At 39.2% G+C, this 24,702-nt stretch carries 20 protein-coding genes and 3 tRNA genes; 12 read left to right on the top strand and 11 right to left on the bottom strand.

Annotated features, from left to right (window positions below):
- The first annotated feature begins 127 nt into the window (after nucleotides 1–127).
- A complete protein-coding gene (locus AC5YCE_RS05225; RefSeq protein ID WP_496125055.1) occupies nucleotides 128–505 on the top strand; it encodes a hypothetical protein in 378 nt (125 codons plus the stop codon).
- Nucleotides 506–914: 409 nt separating this feature from the next.
- On the opposite strand, the gene groL is transcribed toward AC5YCE_RS05225, so the two are convergent.
- The 4 genes from groL to AC5YCE_RS05205 all read right to left on the bottom strand — a co-directional run bounded on the left by groL (nucleotide 915) and on the right by AC5YCE_RS05205 (nucleotide 4,820).
- Complete coding sequence (gene groL / locus AC5YCE_RS05220; protein ID WP_496125056.1) at nucleotides 915–2,549, bottom strand: chaperonin GroEL; 1,635 nt, start codon at nucleotides 2,547–2,549, stop codon at nucleotides 915–917.
- A gap of 72 nt (nucleotides 2,550–2,621) precedes the next feature.
- Nucleotides 2,622–2,915 (bottom strand): co-chaperone GroES, encoded by a 294-nt coding sequence (groES, locus tag AC5YCE_RS05215; RefSeq protein WP_496171306.1) that lies wholly within the window; start codon nucleotides 2,913–2,915, stop codon nucleotides 2,622–2,624.
- A 181-nt stretch (nucleotides 2,916–3,096) separates the two neighbouring features.
- Entirely contained in the window at nucleotides 3,097–3,885 is a 789-nt protein-coding gene (locus tag AC5YCE_RS05210) for a metallophosphoesterase family protein (protein ID WP_496171305.1), read from the bottom strand.
- Nucleotides 3,885–4,820, bottom strand: coding sequence for a diacylglycerol/lipid kinase family protein (locus tag AC5YCE_RS05205; RefSeq protein WP_496125059.1), 936 nt, complete (start codon nucleotides 4,818–4,820; stop codon nucleotides 3,885–3,887). The genes AC5YCE_RS05210 and AC5YCE_RS05205 overlap by 1 nt, the downstream gene beginning before the upstream one ends.
- 406 nt (nucleotides 4,821–5,226) lie before the next feature.
- Here AC5YCE_RS05205 and AC5YCE_RS05200 point away from each other — a divergent pair, with 406 nt between their 5' ends.
- Together AC5YCE_RS05200 and AC5YCE_RS05195 are read left to right on the top strand one after the other, a co-directional pair.
- Nucleotides 5,227–7,059: a phosphoenolpyruvate carboxykinase (GTP) gene (locus tag AC5YCE_RS05200; protein WP_496125060.1), complete on the top strand. Its 1,833-nt coding sequence runs from the start codon at nucleotides 5,227–5,229 to the stop codon at nucleotides 7,057–7,059.
- A 167-nt stretch (nucleotides 7,060–7,226) separates the two neighbouring features.
- On the top strand, nucleotides 7,227–7,655 hold the full coding sequence (locus AC5YCE_RS05195; RefSeq protein WP_496125061.1) for a hypothetical protein: 429 nt from the start codon (nucleotides 7,227–7,229) through the stop codon (nucleotides 7,653–7,655).
- Nucleotides 7,656–7,717: 62 nt separating this feature from the next.
- On the opposite strand, the gene AC5YCE_RS05190 is transcribed toward AC5YCE_RS05195, so the two are convergent.
- The 3 genes from AC5YCE_RS05190 to folD all read right to left on the bottom strand — a co-directional run bounded on the left by AC5YCE_RS05190 (nucleotide 7,718) and on the right by folD (nucleotide 11,649).
- The gene (locus AC5YCE_RS05190; RefSeq protein WP_496171304.1) at nucleotides 7,718–9,811 is read right to left on the bottom strand and encodes a DUF4034 domain-containing protein; all 2,094 of its coding nucleotides are present in this window, start codon (nucleotides 9,809–9,811) and stop codon (nucleotides 7,718–7,720) included.
- An 87-nt stretch (nucleotides 9,812–9,898) separates the two neighbouring features.
- A complete protein-coding gene (locus tag AC5YCE_RS05185; protein ID WP_496171303.1) occupies nucleotides 9,899–10,567 on the bottom strand; it encodes a class I SAM-dependent methyltransferase in 669 nt (222 codons plus the stop codon).
- A 233-nt stretch (nucleotides 10,568–10,800) separates the two neighbouring features.
- Nucleotides 10,801–11,649, bottom strand: coding sequence for a bifunctional methylenetetrahydrofolate dehydrogenase/methenyltetrahydrofolate cyclohydrolase FolD (gene folD, locus AC5YCE_RS05180; protein ID WP_496171302.1), 849 nt, complete (start codon nucleotides 11,647–11,649; stop codon nucleotides 10,801–10,803).
- A 153-nt stretch (nucleotides 11,650–11,802) separates the two neighbouring features.
- Here folD and AC5YCE_RS05175 point away from each other — a divergent pair.
- The 5 genes from AC5YCE_RS05175 to AC5YCE_RS05155 all read left to right on the top strand — a co-directional run bounded on the left by AC5YCE_RS05175 (nucleotide 11,803) and on the right by AC5YCE_RS05155 (nucleotide 13,679).
- A tRNA-Cys gene (locus AC5YCE_RS05175) sits at nucleotides 11,803–11,876 on the top strand.
- A gap of 12 nt (nucleotides 11,877–11,888) precedes the next feature.
- Nucleotides 11,889–11,974, top strand: a tRNA-Leu gene (locus tag AC5YCE_RS05170).
- Nucleotides 11,975–12,154: 180 nt separating this feature from the next.
- Nucleotides 12,155–12,886: a hypothetical protein gene (locus AC5YCE_RS05165; RefSeq protein WP_496171301.1), complete on the top strand. Its 732-nt coding sequence runs from the start codon at nucleotides 12,155–12,157 to the stop codon at nucleotides 12,884–12,886.
- A gap of 145 nt (nucleotides 12,887–13,031) precedes the next feature.
- Nucleotides 13,032–13,117, top strand: a tRNA-Leu gene (locus AC5YCE_RS05160).
- Between the two features lie 106 nt (nucleotides 13,118–13,223).
- Nucleotides 13,224–13,679, top strand: coding sequence for a hypothetical protein (locus tag AC5YCE_RS05155; RefSeq protein ID WP_496171300.1), 456 nt, complete (start codon nucleotides 13,224–13,226; stop codon nucleotides 13,677–13,679).
- Nucleotides 13,680–13,687: 8 nt separating this feature from the next.
- Here AC5YCE_RS05155 and AC5YCE_RS05150 read toward each other — a convergent pair whose 3' ends face one another.
- From AC5YCE_RS05150 to rlmE, 4 genes are all read right to left on the bottom strand, one after another.
- Nucleotides 13,688–13,999, bottom strand: coding sequence for a DUF5713 family protein (locus AC5YCE_RS05150; protein WP_496171299.1), 312 nt, complete (start codon nucleotides 13,997–13,999; stop codon nucleotides 13,688–13,690).
- Between the two features lie 840 nt (nucleotides 14,000–14,839).
- On the bottom strand, nucleotides 14,840–15,691 hold the full coding sequence (folP, locus tag AC5YCE_RS05145) for a dihydropteroate synthase (protein ID WP_496171298.1): 852 nt from the start codon (nucleotides 15,689–15,691) through the stop codon (nucleotides 14,840–14,842).
- 146 nt (nucleotides 15,692–15,837) lie between these two features.
- Nucleotides 15,838–17,736, bottom strand: coding sequence for an ATP-dependent zinc metalloprotease FtsH (gene ftsH, locus AC5YCE_RS05140; protein WP_496127014.1), 1,899 nt, complete (start codon nucleotides 17,734–17,736; stop codon nucleotides 15,838–15,840).
- Nucleotides 17,737–17,877: 141 nt separating this feature from the next.
- Nucleotides 17,878–18,522, bottom strand: coding sequence for a 23S rRNA (uridine(2552)-2'-O)-methyltransferase RlmE (gene rlmE, locus AC5YCE_RS05135; protein ID WP_496127015.1), 645 nt, complete (start codon nucleotides 18,520–18,522; stop codon nucleotides 17,878–17,880).
- A 197-nt stretch (nucleotides 18,523–18,719) separates the two neighbouring features.
- On the opposite strand from rlmE, the gene yhbY reads away from it, so the two are divergent.
- From yhbY to carB, 4 genes are all read left to right on the top strand, one after another.
- Nucleotides 18,720–19,043 carry a ribosome assembly RNA-binding protein YhbY gene (gene yhbY / locus AC5YCE_RS05130; RefSeq protein ID WP_496171297.1) on the top strand — a complete coding sequence of 108 codons (324 nt, stop codon included), beginning with the start codon at nucleotides 18,720–18,722 and terminating at the stop codon, nucleotides 19,041–19,043.
- A gap of 20 nt (nucleotides 19,044–19,063) precedes the next feature.
- Nucleotides 19,064–19,600, top strand: coding sequence for a DOMON-like domain-containing protein (locus tag AC5YCE_RS05125; protein ID WP_496171296.1), 537 nt, complete (start codon nucleotides 19,064–19,066; stop codon nucleotides 19,598–19,600).
- Between the two features lie 663 nt (nucleotides 19,601–20,263).
- Nucleotides 20,264–21,406 carry a glutamine-hydrolyzing carbamoyl-phosphate synthase small subunit gene (carA, locus tag AC5YCE_RS05120; protein ID WP_496171295.1) on the top strand — a complete coding sequence of 381 codons (1,143 nt, stop codon included), beginning with the start codon at nucleotides 20,264–20,266 and terminating at the stop codon, nucleotides 21,404–21,406.
- Between the two features lie 14 nt (nucleotides 21,407–21,420).
- On the top strand, nucleotides 21,421–24,651 hold the full coding sequence (carB, locus tag AC5YCE_RS05115) for a carbamoyl-phosphate synthase large subunit (RefSeq protein ID WP_496171294.1): 3,231 nt from the start codon (nucleotides 21,421–21,423) through the stop codon (nucleotides 24,649–24,651).
- Nucleotides 24,652–24,702 lie beyond the last annotated feature (51 nt).

The raw sequence follows: 24,702 nt of genomic DNA, 5'->3' as shown, positions 1-24,702 counted from the left end.
TATTATTAAAAATTTAAAAATATATTCTATATATTGAATTTACAAATCACGATATGAAAACAAAAATAAGATATCAATTATGATAATTTTGTTTAAACTATTCATATCTTTGAATTTATGTACCAAAATGAGCAATCAGTTAGAAAAGTTAAGTTTTTCCAAAAGACTTCAACAAACACTTTTGGATAATCATCATCCTATTAGCCCAACTTACTTGAGCAATGCTTTTAATGATCGTTATGATGGTCAACCGATCAGTGTCCAGTCCGCTAATAATTGGTTATTAGGCAAGGCTATTCCTAACCAAGATAAATTGTTAATCTTGGCTATTTGGCTTAATGTTTCTAGTCAATGGTTACGTTTTGGTGAGGAAAGTGAACTTAACATTCACTCCCATATCAGCGCTGTTTCGCCCAAAGATCTTGAACTCATCACAAAAATTCAGGCACTAAGTAATGATCAACAAAAGATTTTGTATTCATTAATTGATGAATTTACTCGATAATATTTTGTTTCTGATTATTTGGCCGTGTTATATCTTCTTTGTTTTTATATTCTTCGATGATTTTTTCGCACTCAATAATTCTACGATAAAGTGATCTCAATTCATTTTTAGAGATTTGAACTAGATCGTTATTATTGAGTAATTGATCTTCAAGTTGTAATTGATTTGACATTTTTTAAGATATTAAATTTATGGTTGATATGATCATAAACTATTCTTATACAAAATCTCAATAAAAAACTACACTTTAATGTTAAATTTGACCCAAAAATAAAATTAAATCAATGAAATTACATATTTTTTATTAAAAACATTAAACTTTAGTCTAATTTTTATTTTTCTTAAATATCAACTTTTGATTGTAAAAACCCCCGCACTTAGCGGGGATTTTTTATGATCTGAGGAATGATTACATCATACCGCCCATACCACCCATGCCACCCATATCAGGCATTGCAGGTTTGTCTTCTGGAATATCGGTAATCATGCATTCAGTTGTCAGCATTAAAGCAGCAACCGAAGCAGCGTGTTCAAGTGCAGAACGCGTTACTTTCGCTGGATCAAGGATACCCATTTCTAACATATCGCCATATTCGCCAGTTGCAGCGTTATAACCATAGTTACCTTCACCATTCTTCACAGCATTGATCACTACAGATGGCTCATCCCCAGCATTGGCTACGATTTGACGAAGTGGAGATTCGATCGCACGACGTAGGATGTTGATACCTACATTTTGATCATCATTCGCACCCACAAGACCATCCAATGCAGAAGCAGCACGGACTAGAGCAACACCACCACCTGCTACAACACCTTCTTCAACTGCAGCACGTGTCGCATGCAGAGCATCATCAACACGGTCTTTCTTCTCTTTCATTTCAACTTCAGTAGCTGCGCCAATTTTGATCACAGCAACACCGCCTGCTAATTTAGCAACACGTTCTTGAAGTTTCTCTTTATCGTACTCTGAAGTAGATTCTTCAATTTGCGCACGGATTTGTTGAACACGATCAGCGATTTGAGTAGCATTACCCGCACCATCAACAATCACAGTGTTTTCTTTAGAAACAGTGACTTTATGTGCTGTACCTAGATCTTGAATGTCTGCTTTTTCTAAAGACATACCCACTTCTTCAGAAATCACAACTGCACCTGTCAAGATTGCGATATCTTGAAGCATTGCTTTACGACGATCACCGAAACCAGGTGCTTTAACCGCACATACTTTGATAATACCGCGCATATTGTTCACTACAAGTGTAGCCAACGCTTCGCCTTCAACATCTTCAGCGATAATAAGAAGTGGTTTACCCGTTTTAGCAACAGCTTCTAATACAGTAATCAATTCACGGATATTGCTGATTTTTTTATCAACAAGAAGAATGAACGGATTTTCAAGTTCAGCTGTTAAAGTTTCAGGCTTGTTTGCAAAGTACGGGCTGATATAACCACGGTCAAACTGCATACCTTCAACAACGTCAAGTGAATCTTCAAAGCCTGAACCTTCTTCAACAGTGATCACGCCTTCTTTACCCACACGTTCCATCGCTTGAGCAATAAGTTTACCCACAGTTGTGTCAGAGTTAGCAGAGATCGAACCCACTTGTTCAATTGCTTTGGTGTCAGATGCTGGTTTAGCGGTTGCTTTAATATTTTCAACAACTGCACGTACAGCTAAATCAATACCACGTTTTAAATCCATTGGATTCATACCTGCAGTTACAGATTTGATCCCTTCGTTTAAAATTGCTTGAGCCAATACAGTTGCAGTTGTTGTACCATCACCCGCGATATCATTGGTTTTTGAAGATACTTCACGAACCAATTGTGCGCCCATGTTTTCGAACTTATCTTTAAGTACAATTTCTTTAGCAACAGTAACACCATCTTTAGTGATGTGCGGTGCACCGAAAGAACGGTCAATAACCACGTTACGACCTTTAGGACCTAACGTTACTTTTACTGCATCTGCAAGTACATTTACACCCGCGATCATTTTTGAACGCGCTGAATCACCAAATTTTACGTCTTTAGCTGACATGTTAAAACTCCATATATTTTTTAAATTTTAAAAATGACATTGCAAAGAAAAAGTGCTGTGGCTTGTTTAGAATTAAGCTCCTAAAACCGCCAAAATGTCAGACTCTTTCATAATAAGAAGCTCTTCACCTTGTACTTTTACAGTTGTTCCTGCATATGTACCAAACAAGACTTTATCGCCAACTTTTACATCTAATGGACGTACTGTGCCATTGTCAGTCACTTGACCATTACCTACTGCAATGATTTCACCTTGAGCTGGTTTTTCAGCAGCAGAACCTGGAAGTAAAATACCGCCAGCTGTTTTAGTTTCTTCTTCAACACGGCGAATAACAACACGATCATGTAATGGACGGATATTGCTCATTGTAAAACTCCAACAGACTCAGTCTATATGATGAGATGACGACTTTATGGTTCTATAAATATTGTTCCATGAGTCATCATCGAAAAAATATTTTCAATGACTCTGTTGTGGGGATGGAAAAAAACGCTTCAAGGGGAAAATGAAAAAAAAGTGATTTTTTTGTGTTTTTTTTATACAAATCTTAAGCTTTTACGATTAAACCCTGCTTGGTTTGATCAATGACAAATTCTTGTAACTGCTCAGAAAAATAATAGGGTGTGATATCCATATTATTTTCAACCACATTAAAGCTATTCGGCAAACCTTGATGCAAACGATGTGAAGTTGCCGTACCTGCATGTATTTCTAAGACAGGATGATCCGATTGCAATTGATAAATCAAATTCAAATCATAAACTGCAGACTGATGCAAATGTCCATGCAGAAGTCCATTTAACCCTGATCGCCCCCACATTTGCAGGGCTGTTTTGCCCAATATTGGACAATCTTTAATCCCATGCGGATCATCGGGTGGAGAATAAAAAGGTTGATGCGCCACAACCAATTTCGATTTATGTGCAGGCGCATTTTTTAAAATTTGATCAACATATTGAATTTGTTCAAGTGAGATATGCCCTTTGGTATGATATCGTCGGCGAATACTATTCACCCCAACAACAAAAAAGTGCTCGGTTTCTAGAACCGTTTCCATCTTACCGAAAAACCATTGATAACGACTAAATGGATTAAAAAAACGATTCCATAAATGATATAGCGGTATATCGTGATTGCCCGGAATGACTAAATAAGGAAGATTCAGACTTTCTAAAAATTGTTTACATGCATAAAACTGATTAAAACGAGCGCGCTGAGTTAAATCACCACTGACGATAACCGCTTCTGGAGAATTCAATTCACAAAACTTTCGAATCGCATTTACACATTCGATCTTTTCAGTTCCGAAGTGCAAATCAGATAAATGCAGAATCATTATGTAACCTGATTGTTGACGACCATGACATTTAAGGCATGTTTATCCACGCTACATTTTAAAGGTGTTTTAATTTTGACAATTTCACCATCAATCGCAACTGTGAGCTCTGATTTCTTTGAATACACCCGAACTTCTTCTCCACTAAAGCTATAAACATCAGCGGCTTTATCAAGCTGACCACGAATCAATTGAAATAAGGTTTTAAACAAAGTGAACTTATCCGTCTTGGCTAAAATCACTCCTGCAACCTTACCTAATTCAGCACACTTCGAAATTTTAAGATTCATATCAGCCAATTGAAGTTGATTATTACCAAAGAACAAAAGAGGCGTTTTGACTGGATAGCGTTTTTGATCCACCTCTATTTCCAGCTTCAGTTCTTTACGGTCACGAATCAGCACATCCAACCCTGAGGTATAGGCATGTAAAGGAAAACGCCCAAACTTTCGATTATACAATTCGCGCTTTTCAATAAATAAAGGGTAAAGCCCTAAACTCGCATTATTGAGATAAATATGTTGATTGATTTTTGCAACATGAATTTTTCTTATTTGCCCTTGAGCGATGACTTCTGCAGCTGCCATAACATCTACTGGAATATCCAATACACGTGCCACATAATTAAAGGTTCCAAGAGGAATAATACCCATAGGAATCTCTTGATGTATCAGTTGTGAGGCAACAGCGTTTAACGTTCCGTCTCCACCCGCTGCAACAATCACCCCTTGATTATTCTTAGATTGGTGTCGCTGTTTAACTTTATTCATCAATATTGAAATATCTTTTTCTGAAGCAATATCAAAAACTTGTATTTCAAACCCATGGTCTGACCAATAGGTCATAAGCTGCTCATAAACTTCATCATTTTTAGCTGAATGAAATCCTGATTTTTCATTGTAGATCATGGAAAGTGGTCTAAGAGACTGTTGCATATACCTGAATAACTTGAATTATTTAATCTAATTTCGACTAATTCCTATCTATTTAAAAGCACATTTATGTAAATTTCGGATAACAACCATTCAATATTCCAATGAATATTAAAAATATTTTTTTAATATTAAGCCATTAATAAATAATATTATTTATAATATAAATACTAAACATTGCTTTTATTGATTTAGCAAATTCCTGCTTTAAAAAAACAATATTTATTTATAAATCAATAACTTAATATTATTGACGTATTAAAAAGCTTTTTAGCCTTTGGTCTTATTTTTTTTAACAAAATATGCTTTAATACAGCCACTTTTTTTATACTGAAATCCAGATCCTGTATCACAGTATTTGGATTATTATTTGTACGCAACATTGTACACATTTGATATAGGCCTCGCCATGACCCAAGTGAACGCACCAGAATTCGTTCGTCACCCTAAGCTTATTGCATGGGTGGAAGAGATTGCACAATTAACTAAGCCAGCAAAAATTGAATGGTGTGACGGTAGCCCTGAAGAATATCAACGTTATATCGACTTGATGATCGCTAACGGCACAATGCAAGAACTTAACCAAGAAAAACATCCTGGTTCTTATTTGGCGAATTCTGATCCTTCTGACGTTGCTCGTGTTGAAGGTCGTACTTATATTTGTTCAGAAAAACAAGAAGATGCCGGCGCGACAAACAACTGGGAAGCTCCAGCTGAAATGCGTGCTCGTCTTAACGGTTTATTTGATGGTTGTATGAAAGGTCGTACTTTGTACGTTGTTCCTTTCTCTATGGGTCCTTTAGGTTCTCATATTGCACATATCGGTATTGAACTGACTGACTCTCCTTATGTTGCTGTTAGCATGTCTAAAATGGCGCGCATGGGTAAAGCTGTTTATGACGTTCTGGGTACTGATGGTGAATATGTACCTTGCGTACACACTGTAGGCGCTCCACTTGCGACCGGTGAAAAAGACGTTGCATGGCCGTGCAACCCTGAAAAATGGATCGTGCATTATCCAGAAACGCGTGAAATCTGGTCTTTCGGTTCAGGTTACGGCGGTAATGCATTGTTAGGTAAAAAATGCTTGGCTTTACGTATTGCATCTTCTATGGGTCGTCAACAAGGTTGGTTAGCTGAACACATGCTCATCCTTGGTGTAACGAATCCACAAGGCGAAAAACACTACATCGCAGCTGCATTCCCATCTGCATGCGGTAAAACAAACTTCGCCATGTTGATTCCGCCAGCAGGTTATGAAGGTTGGAAAATTGAAACTGTAGGTGACGATATTGCTTGGATTAAACCAGGTGAAGATGGTCGCTTATATGCCATCAATCCTGAAGCTGGTTTCTTCGGTGTAGCGCCTGGTACAAATACCAAGACCAACCCGAACTGTATGGCTACATTAACTAAAGATGTTATCTATACAAACGTTGCAGTGACTGACAACGGTGAAATCTGGTGGGAAGGTCTGACTAAAGAAGCGCCTGCTAACCTGACTAACTGGAAAGGTCAACCACACACTGGCGAAGAAAAAGCTGCGCATCCAAATGCTCGCTTTACAGTTGCTGCAGGTCAATGTCCTTCTATTGATGCTGACTGGGAAAATCCAGCAGGTGTTCCAATTTCTGCGTTTATCTTCGGTGGTCGTCGTGCAGACACAGTGCCTTTAATTTCAGAAGCATTTGATTGGGTTGACGGTGTTTACAAAGCTGCAACTATGGGTTCTGAAACCACCGCTGCTGCTGTGGGTCAACAAGGTGTTGTACGTCGTGATCCATTTGCGATGCTTCCATTTGCTGGCTACAACATGGCTGACTACTTCTCTCATTGGTTAGAAATGGGTGAAAAAGTTGCGGCTAAAGCCGAAGCTGCTGGCAACAAACTTCCTGGTATTTACAACGTAAACTGGTTCCGTCGTGATGCTGAAGGTAATTTTGTATGGCCTGGTTTCGGTCAAAACATGCGTGTTTTAGAGTGGATCATTGATCGTTGTGAAGGTCGTGCATCTGCAGTTGAAACACCAATTGGTTTAGTTCCGACATATGAACAACTAAACTGGACGGGTTCTGATTTCACTAAAGAACAATTTGACCTTGTGACTTCTCAAGATAAAGATCAATGGATCAAAGAGCTTGAAAGCCATACTGAGTTATTCGACAAATTAGGCGATCGCCTTCCAGCTGCATTAAAAGCTCGTCAAAACGAACTTTTAGAAGCTGTTAAAAAATCTGCTTAATTTTTAAGTTAAAATAAGAAAGGTCGCATAAGCGGCCTTTTTTATCGTCTATAAAAAAATATTTATACAATCACTGTTTATTTCTTAAACTTTATTTTTCATGTTCATTTATTCGCACACAGCTGTGGCATACTTAAATAAATCCCCCATGCATGGATCGTCATTCAATGAAAAAACTAACTACAGTGATTGGTTTAGGACTCACATTAGTCACTCTAACCGCTTGCCAAACGCCCCGTCAATATAACGGTGTTACAGGCTTTCAAATCGAAGATCAGACTGCAACAACAGCAACCATAGCATACACGCTAGCAGGACGTGCTAACCGTGACCTTGACGAAAATAAGCTGCAACGCGCATGTCAAAAAACCTTAAACACCACGCAACAATATAAATTAAATGTCTTAAGCGTAAATGAGATTGCTAATCCTAATTTTGCTCAGAAAGATCAACAAGGTGTTCAACTTGGGCAGTCAAGAACATCTTTTGGTTTATCGAATACCCAAGGCTATAACAGCACTGAAGACATGGCGACGCGTCAAGCTTTAGAATCACGCCCAAGCAGTCTTCATGTCGTACGTTATACTTGTTCTTAATTAATTTTAAATATGCATAAAAAAGACGCTATTTATAGCGTCTTAACATTTACTTCACAACTCTAATGTCGATCAGTAGCATCTGCTAGTCGTTCAAATTTATTCATAATGGGCAACATCCACTCTGGAATTTGATTTTGCTCAGCTTCGAGTCTTGATTTAAATTTAGATTTCGCAAACAACCACCCTGTAGGTTTACTCCAATCATTTTGCAATAGAATATAATATTCATCTTCTGAATCTAACCTAAGCGCTTGATTTATCCAATATAATGCCAAATAACGATTTTCTTTTAATCCATGCCCGTTATAACTACAAATACCATAAAGTTGAGCAATCCATGCCAACGATTCAGCATCATGACGAGTGTCATGCATCTGATCAGGCATAATTTTGATAAGCAAGTCCTCACGCTGTTGATGAGTCCCTGTCTTTTGTATGAGATGAAAGTAGGCTTGGTGCGCATCAAAAACTTTTAAATCAAGCGCTTTTTTAAAGTGTTGCAAAGCTTGATTAACTTCATCTTTATTGGGATCATTTTCAAAATCTAACTTCTGGTAGATCTGATCTCCTGCCTCATAAAGTGCTTTTGGATGATTTGTATCAAGTGCTTGCTTAAACCAATTCTGCGCTTGAACTGAATCTCTTACATCGATTAAACATGCTTCTTGACCTAAGCCTTCCCCATCATAAAGCTGACTTAATGCATACATGCTGCTCACATGGCCTGCTTCAGCCAATCCATGCATGAAATGCAGCACAGTATCTTTTGCACCCGCCATTGCAATATAGCGCAACGCATCTGTTACGCCATATTTGCTTTCCTTATCTTCCAAAGCCATGCACGTATGGGGATCAAATGTGAACTCTCCGGCTTTAACTCCCCAAATACCTGCATGAGATGCGGATGTAACAAGTACGTAGATAAATGCACTGTCTTGATGAGCAAAACACAGCTGAAGAAGTTTCAGTCGAAGATCAGCAGTATCCGAAATCAGTCCTGGAAATTTCAACATTGTCCAGCACAGCGCTGCAACCACTTTGTCATGCCAATTTGCAAGCCAAAAGAAATCGCTACTGTATTGTTCAATTAATTGCTCAATCAATCGATACAACTTTTGCGCGTAAAGATGACTGTCACTGTGTAATTCATAGTCAATATCAGTGACATAGTAATCCGTAAAATCGATAAATTCGCACAAAAAATCTGCTTTGATATGATTGGGCAGATCAAGCTGTAACAATTCCTCAAACTTTTTTTCATATCGATTTATTTGCTCAACATCATCAAGCTCTGGATAATCAGAAATCAGCCAGTCTGAATATTTTTTTACCAACAAACGATTAAATTTCTGTGTTGGCAATGCCTGACAGATTGGAATTTGCAGAAATTGATCAATATTTTCATGATCTTGGCCAGACCACCTTGGATAGAGATAATGCACATACGTTTCAAAGGCAGGAATAAATTCAGCGTCGAACGCTAAAATACGATTGAACCAATAATCAATCGGATAATCCATCTCCTGTTCGGTAGGTACAGGTAGAATTTGTGGCATTTTCAATGATTGAGGTAAAAAACCACCATATTGCTGCAAATACTCAATGCTTGCCCCAGAATAGTAATCCAATTCACTAAAATTGATCTCACCACTTCCAAACCAATATGGCAGTTTAAGATAGCCAGTAAGCGACATGACATCATCGAGTAACCAAAGGCAACGATGATCTATTTCTATCGCTTTCAAATACCAATAAAAGGCCATATCTTTAGCAATCTCAGCATTGTCCCATGACTGCTGTGAGACAAAAACACTGTACGCACCACCACGAGCTTTGGTGGCAACATTTTCCCAAAATTGACCGAGTAGATATGCACTGAATAGACTTGGAGCGGATTGATGCCATTTCACCAAATGCGAACAGACTTGAGGATAACGCCAATGTTTAAGCTCGTAAAAATGATAAGGTCGGCACCAGAAAAAAAATTGCTCTTCAATAGGTAAATCATGCAAGACTTTTGCAGTTTTACTTATCTGATACATATTCATATAGAGCTGATTAAGCGAATCAAACTGTTGATCCTCAAAATCTTTAATCAAATTTTTTTTAATTTTTTGATAATCTGCATACTCTTCTATATATGGTTTATTCATTGTTATAGATTCTTTATTTGGTTTATAGTTCTGTAAAATAGTATTCTAAGCTCAAGTATATTATCAATAAAATAAAAAAAACGCTATTTATAGCGTCTTATAAAAGCTCACATTACGAAATTCAGGTGACTCATCCAAATCTGGCCAAGTGGTTGCACTGCGCTCATCCAACTTTTCATATTTTGGATGACTAAAGTTCTTTACACGACTATCAGCCACCCACACTTCTGGTGCAAATTTTAAAAATTCATCTAAGAAAAAACGGTTACATTGGTCATAGAGCACATCTGCTGCAAGCAAAATATCGACTTGTTCAGCCTTATAGAGATCATCCAAATACTCTAATTCGATGTCATTCAACTCAGCATTGGCACGACAAGCATCTAAACTCACTTGATCAATATCACAACAGACCACACGCTTTGCTCCTGCCATTTTTGCTGCGATTGCAACGACACCCGATCCTGCACCAAAATCCAAAACCACTTTATCTTTAACATGGTGTGGTTCAGCTAGCAACCACTTTGCCATAGCTAAGCCTGATGCCCAGCAGAAGATCCAATAGGGCGTATCATTCCAAATACGGCGAATAACTTCATCATCCAACTTATCCGTTGGAAATATAGGCGGAATCAACCACAGTGATATCGGCGTTTCAGGTAATTGCTGTGCTTCGAGTTCACAATGTGGAATCACATCATGCAATGCTTGAAGCAGATGCTCAGGGGCTTTAGGGAATTGAAAAGTACAGCTCATTAAGTTTTTATTCGTTCTAATTTAAAAAATCCCCTCTCCTTTTAGGAGAGGGTTAGGGAGAGGTCTAAATCTAGTTAGATCTCCCCTCATCCCCTTGCGGAGCATGCTCCTCATCCCAAAGGGAGAAGGAGTATCCATTAATTTCATAATGAAGTTCCCCCCTCTCCTGAGCGAGATTTAAAGCACCGCTTTTAAATCGAAGCGCAAGAGAGGGTTAGGAAAAGGCCTATTTCTTAACCCAAAGCTTTTTCAGCAGCCTCAACCGTTTGGCGAATCAAGGTCGTAATCGTCATTGGGCCCACACCACCCGGAACAGGTGTATATGCAGAAGCAACCTCTTCAATACCCACCAATTGAATATCACCTACACCACCGCCATCACGTGGATGGAAACCTGCATCTACAACCACTGCACCTGGCTTGATCCACTCTTTTTGAATGAGTTCTGCTTTACCTACAGCACCGACAATAATATCCGCTTGCTTCACAAAGCTAGCCAAGTCTTGCGTACGTGAATGACAAATGGTCACTGTTGCGTTGGCTTCAAGCAGCATTGCTGCCATGGGTTTACCCAAAATTGCTGAACGCCCAACAACAACAGCATGTTTACCTGCGATTTGGATGTTGTTTTCTTTTAAAATCGTCATGATACCTGCAGGTGTTGCAGAACCATATGCAGCCTCACCCATTGCCATACGGCCATAACCCAAGCAAGTGACACCATCTACGTCTTTTGCAAGTGAGATTGCATCAAAGCATGCACGCTCATCAATCTGAGCAGGTACTGGATGTTGAAGTAAAATTCCGTGAACATCTGGATTTGCATTCAATTTTTCAATTTCTGCAAGCAACTGTTCTGTTGTTGTCTCAGCTGAAAGTTCAACCTTTAAAGAGTCCATACCGACACGGCGGCAAGCATTTCCTTTCATACGTACATAAGTTGCAGATGCGCCATCCTCACCGACTAAAATAGTCGCAAGAATCGGGGTACGACCTGATTTCTCTTTTAGCGCTTCTACGCGAGTTAACAAGTCAGCTTCAATTTGCTTCGCCAATGCACGACCATCTAAAACTAATGCCACGGCACATCTCCAAGTGTTGATATGAATCAATTTTGCACATAATACATGATAATTTTATTTATTTTTCGCTATATGCTGAATTTCTGCACATACAGCATAGCGATGCTATTGTTTTTTTTTCAGGGCTTGCTAATATACGCATCAACAAGACATGGCGGGGTGGCAGAGTGGTCATGCAGCGGACTGCAACTCCGTGTACGCCGGTTCGATTCCGACCTCCGCCTCCATCTTGTTAAAATGCCCGAGTGGTGAAATCGGTAGACACAGGGGATTTAAAATCCCCCGCCCACAAAGCGTGCCAGTTCGAGTCTGGCCTCGGGCACCATTTTAATACTTCTTAAAATGGTGCAATAAAATTTCCAGCTTTTAGCTGGTTTTTTTATGCCTAAAATTTACACTTAAATTAAAAAAATTGAATTGATGCTTTTGAATTAACTCAATTCAACAAACAATAAACTTCACAATTCATATATATTAGATCTACGTATTGAATGCCTCTATCTGAATGATCAGCAATAAACAAACCGCGCACTATCTGAAACAACTGCAAGAACTCTACCCCTCTGCATTTAAAAGAAACTTTCTGCTTTATGGTCAAATCAAAACCAAAGGCATCTTAGATGAACTAAAAGAACTGATTCCCTTCGGTTTAGCACTCATGATTTTTGTGCCTGTGTCTTATGTTTTTTCTGAATTTATTAAATCCGTTCAACCCAAGTACGAAGGGTTCCAAGCCAGTGCTATCGCATCGTTAATCATCATGTTATTTTTCATGTTGGTTTCCCCTATCGTGCTGAAGCAAATGAAACACAGTAGTGTTTCCCTATATGCTCAGCTTAAAAACACTCCCATCAAACTCACAGCACTCATCCTAATACAGGCTTTGAATTTTGCATTTATTGAAAGCTGGTTCTTACAAGGGATATTATTCTTCTTTGCAATGAGTTTCGGTTTTATCAAATTTTACAAAGAAAATATGTACCGAGAAAAAACCACCAATGAACAATATTACTATCTTCAAGAAATTCGTCGTGCCTGCTATTGGAGTTATAAGCAGTCGGTAAAATTATATATTCAATTATTTTTTACCAACAAAAAATCAGAGCGCTTTAAACAGCTACAACATAAAAAAATTCAGATTGCAGATTTACATACACAACTGATGAATTATGAAAACAAACTCTGTATGACTCACAAACATATCGACATAGACAAATACCTAGATGAAATTCTATAAATATCATCTCAAACCGTAGTCTCAGCATTAACACCATCAATCTGATCTAATTTTTAAACACACACGATTGAATTGCTTGAAAATAAAACAAATAATCACTTTTAGACTTGCCAAGTGATATTTCGTCCTCTATTATTGCGCACATGCCCGAGTGGTGAAATCGGTAGACACAGGGGATTTAAAATCCCCCGCCCACAAAGCGTGCCAGTTCGAGTCTGGCCTCGGGCACCATTTTAATACTTCTTAAAGTGGTGCAATAAAACTTCCAGCTTTTAGCTGGTTTTTTTATACCTAAATTTTGAGTATGCTATTAGCTCATTTATGACGATTAATAATAATGATAAAAATTAAAGCTCTCATTTGTAGCACCTCACTATTTTTCTCAACCTTTTCTTTAAATACCTACGCAATCAATCCTCAGTCTCAGGCTGCTATCAATCAAGCAATCGAAGCCACTGAAGAAATTGGTGACTTATTTCCCGGCACAATTCAACGTATTTCAAATCGCTATATATTAAAGCGGTGCACTTCTGGTGGGGATAATTATGTGCTGGAATTTAGCAATCCAGAACATCAGAAAAAAATTGATAAACTCTTAGCAAGTAATAGTAAATTTTGGATCAATACTTTTGCTGTTTACCATGAGGTAAATGGTGAACACCATTTAAAAGTCAAAGATCTTTATGAAATTTTTAATGATCAAACTTGTCATTTAGATGATTTCTTAGAACAATTAGAAGAGAACCCTGAACTTTTTGAAGAGCTTAAAAAATTATTCCCACAAAAAAAATAGAGAGTGAATTACCACTCTCTATTTGATACCAATTCTTCAATTTCGATTTCAAGATAACCTTCATCTTGCACCACCATCATCATTGCTTCTGCGATATAATCCGCCGCAGTGTCATCTAGCGATGAGTCAAGATCTTCAAACTGAGGCTTCATCTCATTGATCTCTGAAACCGTTTTACCCGCCAAAATGTAAATCTCTGATTCAGAATTTACTTTTGTCAATTTCTTAGCAAACTGTTCAATCAGCTGTTTAATTTCAGCCACAAGAATATCGGGATAATATTCATCATCAAACATAGGAAGAAGTAAATCGTTAAACATATTAAAGCTCAAGTTTTAGCAATAACAAAAACCGTGTCTATATAACATAAACACGACAATTCACCTAATCTTTATGGTTTCCAATTATCGGCTCAAATTTTAGAGTACAACTAAGCTATTCATTTAATTTAATAAATACAGAAAGATAAGATTTTTTCGATTTTCACTAGTTAATTTTTTTGCAATCTTTATTGAATCTACAAACGCTTGCTTCATCGCAAAAGAAGCATTTTTTGTCATTTTCAGCCAGTTAAATAATGTTATTCCAACTCATTAAGCCATCATATTGACCAGCCTTTAATTGTCGTCCATACGATGCATTAATAGGATTAATTTCAGTTTTTTGATATTTTTCAGTATTTTGATCCAGTACAAGGCGATCTTCAGGATGAGCACTCTAGATTGACGCCGAACTGCCCAAACTTATAAATGGATGCTCTGGCTAAAAGCTAATGCCGGACGTGATGTATTCATTTTGTCTGGTGACCTAGACGCTTATACAAGAAGTACAGAAGTATGGACTGCGATCATGAGGATCGATAAAACTTCTATTTGCATTTGGTCATTTTAAGCATTTTTACTCTGACTTAATGGCGAGCGAGCACATCTAATTTACAGCCAAAGTTGCCATCGGAAAGTTTAAAAGCTAAATGTTATGATTTATTTTTTTCATACAGAAACTTGATTTAATTATTAAGATTGAAAAGTTTAAATATCGTTATTTGTTATGTTTGATTTATAAATCATTTCATAGAAAATATCAAAGTAGCCTCTATAAGATCTATATTGATACAGCATCACCATAGCTCATAGCGAACCATGGTGATATTTTATTTTTTATTATACCGATGTAAGCGCTTGCCACATTTTTATTGCATCACGAGTTGCTTTCACATCATGCACCCGCACCATACACGCACCCTGCTGAATACTGAGCATATGCCCCATCACCGAACCCACAGCACGAGCTTCAGGCTCAACACCACCCAAGACCTCTCCAATAAATCTTTTTCGTGATAATGCAGAAAGCATCGGATAACCCAAATAATTAAGCTTATATAGCTCACTCAATAATTTTAAATTTTGCTGTGCATTTTTAGCAAAACCAAAACCTGGATCGATCATAATATTTTGAGCTCTAACACCAGCTTCAAGTGCATCATCAACTCTTTGCTGTAATTCATTCATCACCTCTACCACAACATCGTCATAATGAGCCAAATCATTCATGGTTGTAGGCTCACCACGCATGTGCATAATAATAACGGGAATATCGAGCTCTACTGCCGTTTTCAATGCTCCTGGACGCGTCAATGCTCTCACATCATTCCAAATATGAGCACCCGCTTTGACTGCCTCACGAATAACGCGTGGCTCAGAAGTATCTATCGATAAAATAATATTATGTTCCGATAGCGCTCTAACCACGGGCACAACACGTTGAATTTCTTCTTGCACTTTAACTGGACTCGCACCTGGACGTGTCGATTCACCACCAATATCGATAACAGTTGCACCATCAGCAATCATCGTTAGAGCATGAGCAACAGCATCATCTAGATGATTGTGCTTACCCCCATCACTAAAAGAATCTGGGGTTACATTTAAAATACCCATCACATGAGCTTGGGATAAATCCAGACTCTTGTTTCCAAACTGCCAAATTTTCTTTGGTAAAGGCATTAGTTGCATGCATGATCCCTTTCGTACATATGTCAATATTCTACCAATAACTTGTTCTCATAAATGTAGATTTTGAACCACATACCTCAGCATTTATAAGCCAATAAAAAACCACCCGCAGGTGGTTTTTAGATCAAAAAAAAAAACGTCTTAAGTTAAACTTTAGGGAGTGAAGGCAATGGTGGTGGAGTAGCTGGACCATCTTCAGGTGTCACATCAAGCACAGGATTTTCTGCAACATACACCTTAGGTGGCTGTGGCTCACGTCCTTCCATAATGTCACGAATCTGGTCACGGTCAATCGTTTCCCATTCCATCAATGCTTTGACCATAGCATGTGCGATATCTTGATTATTTTCTAAAATATCACGTGCTACCTTATATTGCTCATCGAGAATACGACGGATTTCACGATCAATCTCAAGCTGAGTTGCTTCAGAAATCGTACGACTTCCTATATTCCCCATAAATGATTGCTGTGAATCATCTTCGTAAACCATCACACCCATTTTGTCAGACATACCGTACTTCGTTACCATTGCACGTGCCATTTTAGTTGCACGTTCAAAGTCGTTCGAAGCACCCGTAGACATTTGATTGATGAAAATCTCTTCAGCAATACGACCACCAAACAAAATTGAAAGTTCATTCAACATTTTATGCTTGTAATGGCTAATCGCATCTTGCTCAGGCAACTGCCAAGTCACACCCAAAGCCCAACCACGTGGCATGATTGTCACTTTATGGACTGGATCAGTCTCAGGCAGCATTTCCGCTACGATTGCATGCCCAGCCTCATGATAAGCCGTCGCACGACGCTCTTCTTCACGAAGCACCATCGACTTACGTTCAGGACCCATAAAGAGCTTATCTTTAGCATCTTCAAAGTCATGCATATCGACCGTGTTCTTGTTACGACGTGCAGCAAATAAAGCTGCTTCATTTACAAGATTCGCTAATTGTGCACCAGAGAAACCAGGGGTACCGCGTGCCAATACTTGAACATCCACACCCGTTACAGAAGGCAATTTTTTCAAATGTACATTTAGAATTTGCTCACGACCTTTAATGTCTGGCAGACCCACCATCACTTGACGGTCAAAACGACCTGGGCGTAGTAACGCTTTATCCAGTACGTCAGCACGGTTCGTCGCAGCAATAACGATAATACCTTCATTGCCTTCAAAACCATCCATCTCAACCAGCATTTGGTTTAATGTTTGCTCACGTTCATCATTACCACCACCTGTACCTGAACCACGGTGACGACCTACCGCATCAATCTCATCAATAAAGATGATACATGGTGCATGGCGTTTGGCTTGTTCGAACATGTCACGTACACGAGATGCGCCCACACCCACGAACATTTCAACAAAGTCAGAACCTGAAATACTAAAGAACGGTACTTTCGCTTCGCCAGCAATTGCTTTAGCAAGCAAAGTCTTACCTGTACCCGGAGGACCAACCATCAAAACACCACGTGGGATGCTTGCACCCAAACGTTTGAATTTTGTTGGATCTTTCAGGAAATCGACAACTTCTACAACTTCTTGTTTTGCCTCATCCGCACCAGCGACATCAGCAAATGTAATCTTGATTTGGTCTTCTGAAAGCATTTTTGCTTTGGATTTACCGAAGCTCATCGGACCATTTTTACCGCCTGCACCACCACCCATATTCCGCATAAAGAACATGAACAATAGGATAATCAATAGAACTGGGAAGCTCGCAATAAGAAGCTGCATCATCAAACCTTGACGTTGCGGTGCAGTACCTTCAACAACAACATTATTTTTGATGAGATTTGGCATCAATTCAGGATCTTGAATTGCTGGACGAATACTCTCAAAAGGAGAACCATTTGTTTTTTCGCCAGTTATTCTTTCACCATCAATGATGACTTGTTTAATTTGTCCAGCATTCACCGCCGCAACAAATTCTGAATAATTTAATGCTGAAGGCTTATCGCGGTCACTTACGTTACTGAATATAAGAATCAGCACGCCTAGAATAACCAGCCACAAAACGGCATTTTTGAAGAGATCGCTCAAAGCTTTATTCCCATATCAATCTAATTTGATCATACCAAAATTGGCTGACCTTTAACAAAAAGCGAGTAAAAGGATTCGCATTAAAATTTAAAATGTACAAAATGCACACTTTTTTCCTACTTGGCAAGTAGACTTTTAACGCTATTTCTTTTTACGGCCCTGTCCAATTAAAAAAACTTCTTTCGAACGCGCACGTGAAGCAGCAGGTTTAGATGTTTTTAATACAGCAAAACTATCAACAACTTGCTTACGAAATTCATCAAAACCAGTGCCTTGGAAAACTTTTACCACAAATTGACCCTTAGGTCCCAATACTTTGTTGGCAAAATCCAAAGCCAATTCACACAAATAAATTTGGCGCGGTTGATCTACAGCCTTGTTACCAGATGTATTGGGGGCCATATCTGAAATTACAACGTCTACTTGGCGTCCATCTAAAAGATTTAACAATTTTTCAAATACTTCTTCTTCTCGAAAGTCACCTTGTAGAAAGGTTACATCTGGTAAAGCATCCATATGTAAAATATCAGATGCAATCACAATACCTTTATCACCTACCAATTTACCCGCGATCTGAGACCAACTTCCTGGTGCAGCCCCCAAGTCAACCACCACCATACCAGGCTTAATCAGCTTGTACTTTTCTTGCATTTCCAAAAGCTTATAAGCCGCTCGAGCACGATAGCCTTCCTTTTGCGCTCTTTTTACAAAAGGATCATCTAGATGTTCTCTCATCCAGTCTCGACTACTTTTTGATAACTTTTGATTGGTAATGCGCGTCGCCATAACTCTTTAAATACATATTAATATATAACTTTTAATTGTACGTGAAATTTTAAAGCCTTGCAGTAGCGATCTGTATCTAATTAATCTTGATTAACATGTTTTTTCAAATCAGCTTTATCGATAATTTCTACAGAATTTAAAGCGTTTGAAGTTGGTATTTGCTATACTTAGCCGTTTTCAAATTTAGGTTATTTTTTATGGCGGCTTTATCTATTCAGGAACGCAAGCGTTTGCGTCAAATCGGACATGCACTTAATCCTGTGGTTATGATTGGCGGTCAAGGCCTAACAGAGAATGTGATCGAAGAAACGAATCGCGCTTTAAATGATCACGAACTAATCAAAGTTAAAGTGGTTGCTGAAGACCGCGAAGCTCGTGCTGCTTTGATTACTGAAATCGCACAAGTAACTGCTGCTGAAACAGTTCAAACAATTGGTAAAATTGTTTTGCTTTATAAAAAAGCGCCAAAACAAAATGCAAAATTGTCAAACCTTGTTCGTCACGCACATTTATCTAACTAATCATTTAGAGCGGTTATTGCATGGCGAGTTATGAATTAAGTTCTTTTGATCGTTTTCAAGATATCTATCTGGTTGGCGCTATTGAACAAGCAAATGCTTTTACCCTTAATGTCGGTTATTGGGTTCGTGACCCCAATCAAATGATTGAATTCCCACCCATGGTTGCTGGCAATCCGCGACAAGATTTCCTTTGGGAAAACACCTGTTTTGAAATATTTATCGGTGTTAAAGGCGAAGATTATTATCGCGAAATTAATCTCTCCCCTTCCGAAGCATGGCAAGTGTATCAATTTGAGGAATATCTTTATCCTGAAGTTATGCCTCCTCAAGCAGCTTATGATATTGAGCTCAATCAATCTAAAAAAACTCACTATGGTTTAAATGTGAGTTTAGATTTAACAGAGTTCATGTTAGCCCATAAATTAAAGTGGGATCATCTCTTTATTGGCTTAACCGCAGTATTCAAAACAGCTAAAGGTATACATTATTATGCGATGCAGCATAGTAGCCCGACTGCTGACTTTCACAATAAACGTGATTGGCTACATACGTTCTAATATGCATATTGTGTTAGATAAATTTAAAAGTGAGGCTTAACCCTCACTTTTTTATTGCTCCCTTTTTAGTTTCCTTCCTTATAAGAGTTTGATTATCCGCATATCCGAACACTCGCAAGGTTATGACACTATTTTAAAACAATCATCAAATACCTGTTCTAGTTTAAGGCCAGAAATCACCCCAAAGATTAATTCATTGAATTCATCAAAATCTGTTCTACACCCCGATTTAAAAGCAAGAAAACCCTGATTAAAATCTCTCCATGAGTATTCTACTTATAGGTATATTGAGATATTAATGTGCGTTTGAATGCCTCTTCCATTCTGAATGATTTAGATATCATCAGTAGAAAAATATTTAGCAACTAGTCAGTTATTAATAGTCAGTCTTGCGATCTCATTGATAAAACTTAACTTTTGAATTATTGAGCAATTCTTGTGTTTAATACTTTTTCTATCATGAATAAAAAGCAGACTTTGTTTTAAATTACAAGTCATATATCTACCTAAATCAGTGCAATTTAAATGGACTTTAGTCGTCTTAGTCCGTATAATGCCGTGTTAAGTTCAAGCGAGCAGACATAGGAGGGTTGGTTAAAAAAATAGCCTTCCTTTTTTTTCGTCTTCTCGCTTTTTTACAGCCTAAATTTCAGGAGCTTTGGTTTGAGCACCCCAGCAATTTTAGCCCTTGCCGACGGAACTATCTTTAAAGGTACTTCTATTGGTGCATCGGGTAGTACGACTGGTGAAGTCGTTTTCAACACTGCCATGACTGGCTATCAAGAAATTTTGACTGACCCGAGTTATGCACAACAACTTGTGACTTTAACTTACCCACATATCGGTAATACAGGTTGTAATGACGAAGATGCTGAATCAGGTCGCATTCATAAAGTATGGGCGAATGGATTAATTATCCGTGACCTTCCTTTATTGCACAGCAACTTCCGCGCTACACAATCATTAGGTGAATACTTAGAACAACATAATGTTGTAGCAATTGCTGATATTGACACACGTAAGTTAACACGTATTTTACGTGATAAAGGCGCGCAGAACGGTTGTATCCTTGCTGGCGAAAATATCACAGCTGAAGAAGCTTTAGAAAAAGCACGTGCATTTGGTGGGTTAAACGGTCTAGATCTTGCAAAAGAGTGCTGTGACCCTGAAGGTTTTGAATGGACGACCGGTTCTTGGACGCTTGGTCAAGGTTTCTCTCAACCTGAACTTAAATTCCATGTGGTTGCATACGATTACGGTGTCAAAACCAACATCTTACGTATGCTTGCAGATCGCGGTTGTAAATTGACTGTTGTTCCTGCACAAACTCCTGCTGCTGACGTGCTTGCGTTGAATCCAGATGGCGTGTTCTTGTCGAACGGCCCTGGCGATCCAGCTGCATGTGACTACGCAATTGAAGCTGTAAAAACAATTGTTGAAGATGCTCGCAACATCCCTGTTTTCGGTATTTGCTTGGGTCATCAAATCCTCGCTTTAGCAAGTGGCGCTAAAACTGTGAAAATGCCTCACGGCCATCATGGTGCCAACCATCCTGTGCAGAATATTGAAACTGGCATAGTGATGATTACTTCTCAAAACCACGGCTTCGCTGTAGATGCAGATACTTTACCTGCAAACTTGAAAGCAACGCACAAGTCTTTGTTCGATCAAACCCTTCAAGGGATTCATCGTACTGACAAACCTGCGTTCAGTTTCCAAGGTCACCCAGAAGCAAGCCCTGGCCCACATGACTGCGCACCGTTGTTCGATCATTTCATCGAACTTATCGAAGCATCTAAGAAGTAATTAAGGAAGCGATCATGGCTAAACGTACAGATATTAAAAGCATCTTAATTATTGGTGCAGGTCCGATTGTCATCGGTCAAGCATGTGAGTTCGATTACTCAGGTGCTCAAGCGTGTAAAGCGTTGCGTGAAGAGGGTTACCGCGTTATTTTGGTTAACTCTAACCCTGCAACCATTATGACTGACCCGACCATGGCAGATGCAACGTATATCGAACCGATTACGTGGCAAACTGTTGCTGCAATCATTGAGAAAGAACGTCCAGATGCTGTTCTTCCGACAATGGGTGGTCAAACTGCATTGAACTGTGCCCTTGCGTTAGACGCAAACGGCATTTTAGAAAAATACAATGTTGAATTGATTGGCGCATCTAAAGAAGCGATTGAGAAAGCTGAAGATCGTAAACTTTTTGACCAAGCCATGCGTAAAATTGGTCTTGAATGCCCGAAAGCTGACATTGCTGAGTCAATGGAAGAAGCATTAGCGATTCAAGCACGTTTCGGCTTTCCTGTAATCATTCGTCCATCATTCACGATGGGTGGTTCAGGTGGCGGTATCGCTTACAACCGCGAAGAATTCATCGAGATTTGTGAACGTGGTTTCGATCTTTCTCCGACTAAACAATTATTGATCGATGAATCTTTAATTGGTTGGAAAGAATACGAAATGGAAGTTGTTCGTGACAAAAACGACAACTGTATCATTGTATGTACCATTGAAAACTTTGACCCAATGGGCGTGCATACAGGTGACTCAATCACGGTTGCTCCTGCTCAAACGCTGACAGACAAAGAATTCCAATTACTACGTAATGCGTCTTTAGCTGTACTTCGTGAAATTGGTGTAGAAACAGGCGGTTCTAACGTTCAGTTCGGTATTTGCCCGAAAACTGGTCGTATGGTTGTAATCGAGATGAACCCACGTGTTTCTCGTTCTTCTGCCCTAGCATCTAAAGCGACTGGTTTCCCAATTGCAAAAATCGCAGCGAAATTGGCTGTAGGTTATACGCTTGATGAATTGAAGAATGACATCACGGGCGGTACAACACCTGCGTCATTTGAGCCTGCGATTGACTACGTAGTCACGAAAATTCCTCGCTTTAACTTCGAGAAATTCCCACAAGCTGACGCAACTTTGACCACTCAGATGAAATCTGTGGGCGAAGTGATGGCGATTGGTCGTAACTTCCAAGAGTCTATGCAAAAAGCACTTCGTGGTTTAGAAGTGGGTGCATCTGGCTTTGATCCAAAAATCGAAGTGGGTACTGAAGGCGCGCGTGAAAAAATCTTGGTTGAGCTTAAAGTTCCAGGACCAGATCGTATTTGGTTTATTGCTGACGCGTTCCGTCATGGCTTTACTTTAGATGAAGTTTTTGCTGCAACCAATATCGATAAATGGTTCCTGATCCAAATCGAAGACATCGTTAAAACTGAAAATGAAATCAAAACTTTAGGTTTTGGTGATTTAAATGCCGACAACATCCGTGCATTTAAGCGTAAAGGTTTATCAGATCTTCGTATTGCAGACTTGATGGGCATTTCACAAAAGCAATTCCGTAAACACCGTTGGAACTTGGGCGTAACACCAGTTTACAAACGTGTTGATACCTGTGCAGCTGAATTCGAATCTGATACAGCATACATGTACTCAACTTACGACGAAGAGTGTGAAGCGAACCCATCAACACGTGACAAGATCATGGTGATCGGTGGCGGTCCTAACCGTATTGGTCAAGGTATCGAGTTCGATTATTGCTGTGTACACGCGGCTCTTGCAATGCGTGAAGATGGCTATGAGACCATCATGGTTAACTGTAACCCTGAAACGGTTTCAACAGATTACGACACATCAGATCGTTTGTACTTCGAACCAATTACGCTTGAAGATGTTTTAGAAATTGTACGTATCGAAAAGCCTAAAGGCATCATCGTTCAGTACGGTGGTCAAACACCTTTGAAATTGGCGCGTGCTTTAGAAGAAGCGGGTGCCCCAATTATCGGTACATCTCCTGACGCAATTGACCGTGCAGAAGACCGTGAACGTTTCCAACAAATGATTCAACGTTTACAACTTCGCCAACCAAACAACAGCATCGTAAAATCTGCTGAAGAAGGTATGGCTGAAGCTGCGAAAGTAGGTTATCCATTGGTTGTTCGTCCATCATATGTACTTGGTGGTCGTGCGATGGAAATCGTGTACAACGATGAGGAATTAAAACGCTACTTACGTGATGCAGTTCAAGCATCTAACGAAGCACCTGTTCTTCTTGACCGTTTCTTAGATGACGCGATCGAAGTTGACGTGGACTGCGTATCTGACGGTAAAGACGTTGTGATCGGCGGCATCATGCAACATATTGAACAAGCGGGTATTCACTCAGGTGACTCAGCATGTTCGATTCCTCCTTACTCATTGTCTAATGAAGTACAGGACGAAATGCGTCGTCAAACCATCGCTATGGCAAAAGAGCTTGGCGTAATCGGTTTGATGAACGTACAGTTTGCGGTTAAAGGCACTGACGTTTACATCTTAGAAGTGAACCCACGTGCATCACGTACTGTACCGTTCGTATCTAAGTGTATCGGTGAGTCTTTAGCGAAAGTAGCTGCACGTTGTATGGCGGGTCAATCTTTAGAATCTCAAGGATTCACAAAAGAGATTATCCCAACTCACTTCTCTGTGAAAGAAGCGGTATTCCCATTCAACAAGTTCCCGGGTGTAGACCCAGTTCTTGGGCCTGAGATGAAATCTACAGGTGAAGTGATGGGCGTAGGTAAAACTTTCGGTGAAGCATTCTACAAAGCAGTTTTAGGTGCGAACGATCGTTTACCTGGTCTACCGACTGAAGGCGAAATCAAACACGCATTTATCTCTGTTCGTGACTCTGATAAACCTCGTGTTGTTGGTATTGCGAAACAACTTGTTGAATATGGCTTTAAAGTTATCGCAACTGGTGGTACTTTTGATGTCATCAATGCGGCTGGTATTGAATGTGAACGTGTAAATAAAGTCACTGAAGGTCGTCCAAATATTGTGGACCGCTTGAAAAATGGCGAAATTCACCTCATTATTAATACAACTGAAGGTAAACGAGCTCAGCAAGATTCATTCTCGATTCGTCGTTCTGCCCTTCAAGGCAAAGTGTATTACACAACGACATTGAATGGTGCTGATGCAGTATGCCAGGCTTTAGCTATTAAATTACCAATGGATGTTTATCGCTTGCAAGATTTAAGCGTAGGTTAATACCCGATCCGATAAGACCCGTCACCTTATCGGTGGCGGGCTTTTTTTCAT

The organism is Acinetobacter sp. CY79, assembly GCF_059515845.1.
The sequence above is the reverse complement of the archived record's forward strand: the minus strand, read 5'-3'. Positions and strand labels throughout refer to the sequence as shown.

Bases quoted from the DNA above. Each gene is read 5' to 3' on its own strand.
- AC5YCE_RS05155 (WP_496171300.1), top strand. From the start codon at position 13,224: ATGATAAAAATTAAAGCTCTCATTTGTAGCACCTCACTATTTTTCTCA.
- AC5YCE_RS05185 (WP_496171303.1), bottom strand. From the start codon at position 10,567: ATGAGCTGTACTTTTCAATTCCCTAAAGCCCCTGAGCATCTGCTTCAA.
- AC5YCE_RS05210 (WP_496171305.1), bottom strand. From the start codon at position 3,885: ATGATTCTGCATTTATCTGATTTGCACTTCGGAACTGAAAAGATCGAA.
- folP (WP_496171298.1), bottom strand. From the start codon at position 15,691: ATGCAACTAATGCCTTTACCAAAGAAAATTTGGCAGTTTGGAAACAAG.
- AC5YCE_RS05190 (WP_496171304.1), bottom strand. From the start codon at position 9,811: ATGAATAAACCATATATAGAAGAGTATGCAGATTATCAAAAAATTAAA.
- groL (WP_496125056.1), bottom strand. From the start codon at position 2,549: ATGTCAGCTAAAGACGTAAAATTTGGTGATTCAGCGCGTTCAAAAATG.
- AC5YCE_RS05125 (WP_496171296.1), top strand. From the start codon at position 19,064: ATGGCGAGTTATGAATTAAGTTCTTTTGATCGTTTTCAAGATATCTAT.
- carB (WP_496171294.1), top strand. From the start codon at position 21,421: ATGGCTAAACGTACAGATATTAAAAGCATCTTAATTATTGGTGCAGGT.
- AC5YCE_RS05200 (WP_496125060.1), top strand. From the start codon at position 5,227: ATGACCCAAGTGAACGCACCAGAATTCGTTCGTCACCCTAAGCTTATT.
- AC5YCE_RS05165 (WP_496171301.1), top strand. From the start codon at position 12,155: ATGATCAGCAATAAACAAACCGCGCACTATCTGAAACAACTGCAAGAA.
- AC5YCE_RS05225 (WP_496125055.1), top strand. From the start codon at position 128: ATGAGCAATCAGTTAGAAAAGTTAAGTTTTTCCAAAAGACTTCAACAA.
- AC5YCE_RS05205 (WP_496125059.1), bottom strand. From the start codon at position 4,820: ATGCAACAGTCTCTTAGACCACTTTCCATGATCTACAATGAAAAATCA.
- rlmE (WP_496127015.1), bottom strand. From the start codon at position 18,522: ATGGCGACGCGCATTACCAATCAAAAGTTATCAAAAAGTAGTCGAGAC.
- groES (WP_496171306.1), bottom strand. From the start codon at position 2,915: ATGAGCAATATCCGTCCATTACATGATCGTGTTGTTATTCGCCGTGTT.
- AC5YCE_RS05150 (WP_496171299.1), bottom strand. From the start codon at position 13,999: ATGTTTAACGATTTACTTCTTCCTATGTTTGATGATGAATATTATCCC.
- AC5YCE_RS05195 (WP_496125061.1), top strand. From the start codon at position 7,227: ATGAAAAAACTAACTACAGTGATTGGTTTAGGACTCACATTAGTCACT.
- yhbY (WP_496171297.1), top strand. From the start codon at position 18,720: ATGGCGGCTTTATCTATTCAGGAACGCAAGCGTTTGCGTCAAATCGGA.